At 37.0% G+C, this 8,127-nt stretch carries 8 protein-coding genes; 6 read left to right on the forward strand and 2 right to left on the reverse strand.

Annotated elements, in window-relative coordinates:
• The first annotated feature begins 77 nt into the window (after nucleotides 1–77).
• The 6 genes from U2P91_RS17300 to U2P91_RS17325 all read left to right on the forward strand — a co-directional run bounded on the left by U2P91_RS17300 (nucleotide 78) and on the right by U2P91_RS17325 (nucleotide 4,572).
• Nucleotides 78–569: an MFS transporter gene (locus tag U2P91_RS17300; protein WP_322520075.1), complete on the forward strand. Its 492-nt coding sequence runs from the start codon at nucleotides 78–80 to the stop codon at nucleotides 567–569.
• A 477-nt stretch (nucleotides 570–1,046) separates the two neighbouring features.
• Nucleotides 1,047–2,198: a uroporphyrinogen decarboxylase family protein gene (locus U2P91_RS17305; RefSeq protein ID WP_111887144.1), complete on the forward strand. Its 1,152-nt coding sequence runs from the start codon at nucleotides 1,047–1,049 to the stop codon at nucleotides 2,196–2,198.
• Between the two features lie 12 nt (nucleotides 2,199–2,210).
• Nucleotides 2,211–2,363, forward strand: coding sequence for a hypothetical protein (locus U2P91_RS17310; RefSeq protein ID WP_204355467.1), 153 nt, complete (start codon nucleotides 2,211–2,213; stop codon nucleotides 2,361–2,363).
• Nucleotides 2,364–2,477: 114 nt separating this feature from the next.
• Complete coding sequence (locus U2P91_RS17315) at nucleotides 2,478–3,107, forward strand: cobalamin B12-binding domain-containing protein (protein ID WP_111887143.1); 630 nt, start codon at nucleotides 2,478–2,480, stop codon at nucleotides 3,105–3,107.
• A 65-nt stretch (nucleotides 3,108–3,172) separates the two neighbouring features.
• Nucleotides 3,173–3,979 carry a methyltetrahydrofolate cobalamin methyltransferase gene (locus U2P91_RS17320; RefSeq protein ID WP_322520076.1) on the forward strand — a complete coding sequence of 269 codons (807 nt, stop codon included), beginning with the start codon at nucleotides 3,173–3,175 and terminating at the stop codon, nucleotides 3,977–3,979.
• 164 nt (nucleotides 3,980–4,143) lie between these two features.
• A complete protein-coding gene (locus U2P91_RS17325) occupies nucleotides 4,144–4,572 on the forward strand; it encodes a hypothetical protein (protein WP_111887141.1) in 429 nt (142 codons plus the stop codon).
• Between the two features lie 179 nt (nucleotides 4,573–4,751).
• On the opposite strand, the gene U2P91_RS17330 is transcribed toward U2P91_RS17325, so the two are convergent.
• Together U2P91_RS17330 and U2P91_RS17335 are read right to left on the reverse strand one after the other, a co-directional pair.
• Entirely contained in the window at nucleotides 4,752–5,198 is a 447-nt protein-coding gene (locus U2P91_RS17330) for a LysR family transcriptional regulator substrate-binding protein (protein ID WP_322520078.1), read from the reverse strand.
• A 1,307-nt stretch (nucleotides 5,199–6,505) separates the two neighbouring features.
• Entirely contained in the window at nucleotides 6,506–7,933 is a 1,428-nt protein-coding gene (locus U2P91_RS17335) for an IS110 family transposase (protein WP_322520077.1), read from the reverse strand.
• Nucleotides 7,934–8,127: the final 194 nt, after the last annotated feature.

The raw sequence follows: 8,127 nt of genomic DNA on the forward strand, positions 1-8,127 counted from the left end.
ATGACATTTTTAGATGTCTGAGGCAACGGTTTTGAGTTTCAAAAAGTATTTAGTGTAACTTTTATGCAAAGTTGAGGTTGTATATTTTTAGTAATGGCTTTGGTGATGCCTCAACCGCCGGAATCATCAATACCACAATGTCGGCAGCTGGGATGCTCACCGGTATTTTGTTTGGTCGAATGCAAAGTATTCTCAAAAAACTGATTATTCCGGTATCATTATTGGTGGGTGGTTTGGGGATGCTGCTCATTTTCGTAATTGGCTCGCTGCCAGCACTGTTTATCGGTGCCATGTGCTGCGGTTTCTGTATGGCAACCATTAACCCGGCGGGGACCTTTCTAGCAGCCAATGCCGTCCATTCTTCCATCAGTTCATTGGCTATTGCCATTGTTACCGCATCGGCAAGTGTTGGGATTTTTGTCTCGCCAATTCTTTCAAACGCCGTGGCGAATGCCTGCGGGGGAGATATAACCATCAAATTTTTAATGGCAGCGATCGGACTGCTTGGAACTGCCTTATTAGCCTGGGTTGGTAATGTGATAATAGATAAAAACCAAAGTGGAGTCTGATTTAGATAACCGCTGGTTTCGGAAAAGTTCGGTTTTTTAGTATACCCGGCATGGAGCGATCTAACAATCGATGTCGAATCAGCTATATTGGTTAATGGACCATGAAACTGATTCAGTGGATGCGGGGTAAACCTATACCATGATGATCAGCATACAACCATTATTTTTATCCAATACATCAGTCTTTGTAAAGTCGATCCTGGTGTAAAATCAACGCTAACAGTTAAATTACGCGCAGTTCTTTTTTATTGATGTTTTAGGACAAATTGAGCTGGGAAAGTCGAGCTATTAAGCAACAAAACAAATGACGAAAAAACAGTCAAACTCAAAAGTATACTTGGGTTTGACTGTTTTTTAAGTATAACTTAAGCGATATTATTCGCGAATAAAATAACGCTTGACAAAGCGATAGAAACGGTTTACAATTTATTCACGAATAACTTATTCATGAATAAATTGAAATTGAAAGGAAATAAAATGGAATTAAGTCAAGAAACCCAAAAAAAGAATCAGTTGTTTGAGAATTTATATGATGGAAAAATGCCGGAAAGGGTTCCAGTGTTCGTTAATGCAGACAATGCTTTTTGCTTGGAATATGCCGGATTTGGTCTTTTAAGTGAACAATATAGCATGGAAAAAAATATTGAAGCGTTTAACAAAGCAACAGAGGATTTTAATTCAGATGTTTGTTTTGGCGCAATGATAAGAATTCCGCATCTTTACAAAATACTCGGTGCAAGAAATTTTGTGCCTGGTTCAGATGGTTTTATTCAGCATCCAGAGATTGAAACCCTTAGAGAAGATGAATATGATGAATTTATTGCTGATCCTTATAAAACCATTTGGGAAAAAGTTATGCCTAGATTGTATTCAGAAATCGAAAAAGGTGGGTTTGTCAGTCATAAAGCAGTCACAAAAGCTTTTTTCACTTTCTATGCGACGATGAGTCAAATGGGGAGTGCCTGTGCTGAGATTTCAAATAAGCATGGTAAGTCTACCTATACTACGGCAAGTACATCATGCGCAGTTCCTTATGACATGTTGTCAGACCATTTGCGTTCGTTCAGTGAGTGTAGCAAGGATATTAGAAGACGACCTGAAAAAGTGATGGCAGCTTGTGAGGCGATTCTGCCAATGGCGGTTAAAGCTAGTATTTTGCCTAACTCAAATCGATATAACCGTACCTTCAATCCGCTGCACATGGGCCCTTACATGCGAGAAAAAGATTTTCAACGATTTTACTGGCCAACATTCAAAGCTTATGTGGAGGCTTTAGATGAAGCTGGTGTGGGTGTCAATATTTTTATGGAACAAGATTGGACACGCTATCTGGATTATCTGAATGAGTTACCTAAAGGATGTCTGATGTTTTTTGAATATGGTGATCCGAAGGTAATTAAAGAAAAGGTCGGGAAACGACATATCATCAGTGGTCTTTACCCAATGAGCATCCTTAAAACTGAAACCGAACAGGTGTGCATTGACAAAGCGAAAGAAATAATGGACATTCTGGCACCGGGGGGGAATTATATGTTCGGCTTTGACAAAGGAATACTTCGTCTCAAGGATGTCAATGTCAATAATTTAAAAGCTGTTTTAAATTTTGCCCAGGAATATGGGAAATATTAGGAGGATATTGAAATGAATAATGAATTCAATTCAGAATATTATGATTCGTTTATTGAAGCAATGCAGAAATATGAGATTCCAGAAAGTGCTTTTCCATTTACAGGTGAAACATTTCAAGGTATTGAAGAAATGTTCTTTGGATTTACCATGTTTTTAATCAGTTAACTCAGTAAGAAAGAGTATAGGCGATTAAGTAGATCGACGCAATGACTTATGAACGAGTTAGGTTAAAACCAGTGAATGTCATAAAACTGATTTTATTTAAGAAAGGATATAAAAATGTTAGATTTAAAACTATTAACACAGTCTTTGGGAGATTTGGAAGAAGACCAGGTAATGGACCAATTAAAAGAATTTGCAAAGACTAATCCGAGTGAAGCAGAAGCACTCGAAGCGGTTGCAGCATGTCAGGGAGGGATGTCAATTGTTGGGGAACTTTTTGAAAATGGAGATTATTTTGTTGGTGATTTGATTTTTGCCGGTGAATTATTGACTGAAGCCATTAATGTTTTAAAACCAGCTCTTGGCGGTGGTGCTTCTACTGTGATTGGAACCATTTTATTGGGAACTGTACACGGAGATTTACATGATATTGGAAAAAATATCTTCAGAAGCATGGCAGAAGCAGCGGGTTTTGAAGTTATTGATATCGGGATTGATGTTGAAGTTGAAGTTTTCGTTCAAAAAGCAAAAGAAATTAAACCACAGATTATTGGAATGAGTGGTGTTTTGACTTTGGCTATCGATTCCATGAAAGACACAGTGGATGCTCTTAAAGAAGCGGGAGTAGATGCCAAAATTATTATTGGTGGAAATCCGGTGACAAAAGAAGCGTGCGCTTTCGTTGGCGCAGATCGTTTCACAACAAATGCTGCGGAAGGTGTCAAAATTTGCCAGGAATGGTTATAAATAAGACAAGCGTTTTGCATTATTAAATCTGAGTACCATCGAATATTAAAGGAGACCAAGCGAATATGATTATTATTGGAGAAAAAATAAATGGAACAATACCGGTTGTAAAGGAAGCGATTGAAAAAAGAGATGCTACATTTATAGCTGATCGGGCGATTAAACAAACTGAAGCAGGTGCTCATTTCATTGACATATGTGCCAGTACAGCGCCAGAATATGAAATTGAGACCTTAAAATGGCTTATCGAAGTGGTTCAGGACGCTACCGATACTCCCCTATGTATCGACAGCCCTAATCCTCGCGTCATTGAATCGGTATTTAAATATGCTAACAAACCGGGTATGCTTAATTCTATTTCTGAAGAAGGCGACAAATGTGAAATTTTGCTTCCACTTATGGAAGGCAATTCTTGGGAAGTAGTCGGTTTAACCTGTGACAATAATGGGATACCATGTGACGTTCAGACAAAAGTTGATATCACAAAAATCATGGTTGAAAAAGCTGCAAAATACGGCGTTACTCCGGATCGAATCCATATTGATCCATGTGTAATGGCCTTATCAACAGAAAATAACTCCCTGCTGAATTTTGCGCAGGAAATCCGAGAGATTAAAGAACTATATCCAACGATTCACGTCACAGGCGCCATCAGCAATATTTCTTTCGGTCTACCTGTGCGGTCATTGCTCAATAAAACATGTATGGCATTTGCTATTCAAGCAGGCGTGGATTCTGCAGTAATGGATCCGCTGAACCGGGATATGATGGGAACAATATACGCAACTTATGCTCTTTTAGGACAGGATAAGCATTGTAGAAAGTACAGTAAAGCATTTCGAGCAGGTCAAATCGGTACGCTGACAAAGTAATGATAAATAACCTTTTTTATTTGGTGGATTATGAACTTATGCTGTACTGAATTAATGCAAGTTAGATAGAGTTTAAAAATAGTCAATCTTAAGCTTCAAACTTGGGATTGACTATTTTTGTTTGAGTTAAAGTCATGCAAATGTATAGTGAAAAGGAAGAAAAAATGAAAAACAAGCAGAGTGTTTTTATAAAAATTCTACTATTAATTGGGGTACCAGTTGTAGTAGTATTTCTTTTAATGGCAGAAACAGGTATCAATTTATTAAAAAAAATCAATTTAAGTTCAGCCCAGTTCACCACGATTCAAAATAGTATAATATTGGTTTTTGTTATCGGCCTGATTATTGTTTTAGCAATTATCATGATCATTGCTAAAAGAATTTCTATTAGAGTAACCAGAATTGAAAATATTACAAATTACATTGCATCTAGAGATGTAAAGCTCATATTAAATGAACAGATCAAAAATTCTAATGATCAATTGAATGGTATCATAATTGCATTGGTAAATATCGCAAAAATAATGCAAAAACGAACGATTGAGGTAGAAAAAATTGCGCTATGGGATGATTTTTCGTTGTATAGAAATTGAAATCAAAAAAATTATTTTCCGAAAAAAATATCAGTTAATTCTGGGAATGATCATACTGTTGCCAATAGTCTATCTAATCATTTACAACATTCCTGGAAGTGGGATTTTTTTTACAATGGGTAATCTTCCATATACAGTGCTTAGTGTTTCCGCTTATCTGTTGATTCCTATGTTAGGTTTTATGATTGCATCGGATTTTTTTGCAGGAGAAGAGGAACGGGGTGAGCTCTTCTTCTCGAATAAGTCATCGAACGAAATGCCGCCCTTACCCCGAGAACAATTAATTTTGATTTATTCAGGTCTTTATATGTTAGATACGGTTTTTCAGCTAGGGGGTGTTTTTTTAACATCCTCAAACATATTTTTTCTTTGCAAAGTAATTTGTATTTGATCCCTTTGGGTAAATCACTGCAATTTTTATCTATAGAAAACGTAAGACAAATATCACTTTTCATATGGACCACTTCAGAAATGGCCTCTCCTGGCAGTTTGGGATAATATTCTATCTTGATGTTTGGATGATTCTTCTTAAATGATGAAGTGATTTTAGGTAAGTATTTATCTATCACCAGATACGAAGCGGAAATCCTTAAAGTTTCATATAAACCACTTTTTAAATCGTCAATTTGTGTTTAAGTGTATTATAATAACTAACAATCTGCTCAAAAGATTTAACCGAAAATTGTTCTGCTGTCGTTAATTCTACAAAATGTGTGGTTCTCAGTAATAGCTCTAGTCCCAGCTCCTCTTCTAGAGAAGCAACATGAGACATTTTTAGAGTCAAGGGATCATTCCTTTGGGTACTGTTTATAACGAACACGTAAATTATTTTCTATCTTCTATAGGAATGCAAACAATAATTAAACCCAAAGTTGAACCTAAAAAACAAGAAGCGAGAAGAATAGATTATGCAAAAATTAATCCGGGTAATAAGCAAGACATTGTCTAGATAAAATTCGCAAAAAATGGATATATTGTGTAATAGGAACGGGAGGCGAAATATATTTTACAGAAAAAGTAAAAAAAGAAACAAGCGCAGGACTTATAAATCAAAGTTTAGGTCTATAATGGGATGAAAGTATTGTTTTGGTTTTTCCGTTGATAAATATTCGAGAAGGATTATATAGATCAGACATTGAAAGCGGTATAGGAAATTATTTAATTTCAAAAGGAGTCCCTATACTCGATTTTTATTCACATAATCATTAAACTCAAATCCTTCTACAGTTGTTATATTTTCCCACTATAATATGCTAATTAAGAATTACATTTTTGAGCAATTAATTGTCTCTGAAAATGAGAAATAGTTCAGCGTATAAATACCTCATATTATAAAAGACCGATGTACTATAATGTACACGCTTGTCAAGACACGAAATTAGAAATTTTTAGATAAATCTCCTTCCTATAATGTCAAGCCTCAAATCGTTGATTTTTAAGGCTTTTATTTAAATAGTTACCTCGATAACCAGAGCTAAAAGTGCAGAACAGTCATTATATCTTGTACTGAATAGCTAAAAATAGGTATAACTTATAAAGCATCCTCTTGTTTTGCTTCATAAAGGCCATAATTCCTCTGTTTAGCTATGATGGTGAACCTTCCGTGTCTAAAGGGATCATGTCCCAACTTCCTTCGTCCCACCTGTTCATACACCGAGTGCCAGCTAAGCTTTCGTACAGGGTCATGCCCTACGGAGAGAACTACTGCCAGCTACAGCTCTTGTTTGTATTTGATTTTACTGACCTCTTTGATTTTCAAGGTACTGATATTCAGTGGACGCTACACCTTGTTTCTCGCCGTTGGCCTTGTTGCTGATGGAGTACATATCGTCACTTCATCATGATCGGGTTACTTTCCAGAACCCTGCTCGAATCCAGATTTGACTGAATCCCAGCAAGGGTCTGGAATGATAATACGGTCTACTTTTTTCTGTTATGCTGCAACAGCTTCCAGTTTGCCTGGTCTCTTTATATCCGCCATTAACTTCTTCGGATCATATACTGTGCCTTTTGTAAGAATTGTGTAAATCACTCTAAGTAGCTTGCAGGCAATGACGATCAGCGACTGCATCTTCTTAAGCGGATTTTCTGGCCTCGTCGTATAGTAGACATGAAGTTCTCTGAATTCCTCGGAATGGACCACAACAGACCTCGCCGCCTGGAATAACCAATATCTAAGCCGTTTGCGTCCTCTATGACTGATCTTGGTTTTTCCTTTGTGCTTACCGGAACTACACGCAACCAGTCCTAATCCACTCAATTTTTGTATTTTCTTGACATCGTCAAATCTTGAAATATCACCCATCTCTGCCAGTATGGAAGAAAGTATGTTTTCTCCAATACCTGATATTTCAAGGATGTTCTGCGTATGCGGAATTTCTTTGCATTTCTGATGTAATTGAATCTCTATCTCTGAAAGTTCTTCGTCTATTTCCATGATTTTTTCGACAAACCACTTTACAGCCGTTTTACTTGCACCGGCTCCATCCTTCATGCCAACACTTTCCCGGGCATATTTTAAGATTTCTTCAGCTCTGCTATAACCGCGACCTCTAAGCTTGGCATTATGCCAGATCTGTTTTATTCCATCATCGCCCAGTAAAAGAAGATCCTCCGGAAAAGGTGCTTTTTTTAGCAGTTCCAGGCTGAATGCTCCGTCAAACTTTCCCAGTGCGTCCTTATACTCTGGAAAATATATCTTCATCTCTCGATGCAGTCTATTGAGAAATCGGATTCTATCCTCATTCAACTGTTCCCTGAACATTGACAGCCTACGGAGATCTGCATACAATTTTTCAGGAAGGTATGGCATTCCAAAGTTGCCATCCTTAACAAGATTTGCAATAAGTTTTGGATCCTTGCTGTCATCCTTAAGCTGGCTATTATCCTCAAGTTCTTTGGTCTGCTTTACTGCGTATGGATTCACCTGAACAACGCTGATTCCATTCGTAATCAACCATGTAGCCAGGCAGAACCAATAATGCCCTGTCGGCTCCAGGCCTAATACAATCTGTTTTTTATCATTTACCGCAGCTATTCTGACTGCCCAGTCTTTTGCACTTTCAAATCCTTCTACGGTATTGCTAAAAGAAAATGCAGACTTATTGAGTTCCCTGCCTCTACTATCAATTGCTCTTAAATAGTGAGTTTCGCTGCCGATATCGCATCCTAAAATGAGCATATCATCGCTGATAAATGTAAGCTTATCATTCTTAGTGAACTTACCTTTGGTTTCTAACTGATGCCAGGTAGAAGCTTTCAGATTACCCTTTATCGCCTCCATTTTTGCTAAAATTTCTTGCTGTTTAAAAATATTTGCTGTAATAACTTGATTTTTCTTCTTTTTGCCTTTAATATTCATTTTAGATACCTCTTGTATTCTTTGGATTTTTACCAACTGGCTGGTCAGTAATAATCTAAATTTACTTGAGGTATTTTTTATTGTCAATCCCTTGACCTATTTAAATTATACAGGAAGCTTTCGCGTTTTGATTAGGCAGCCAATGCCATATTTTCATAGAATACAGCTGCCGGTGTTTTGTAATTGAATCGCTG

This window comes from Acetobacterium sp. K1/6 (assembly GCF_034438075.1).
GTDB lineage: Bacteria > Bacillota > Clostridia > Eubacteriales > Eubacteriaceae > Acetobacterium > Acetobacterium carbinolicum.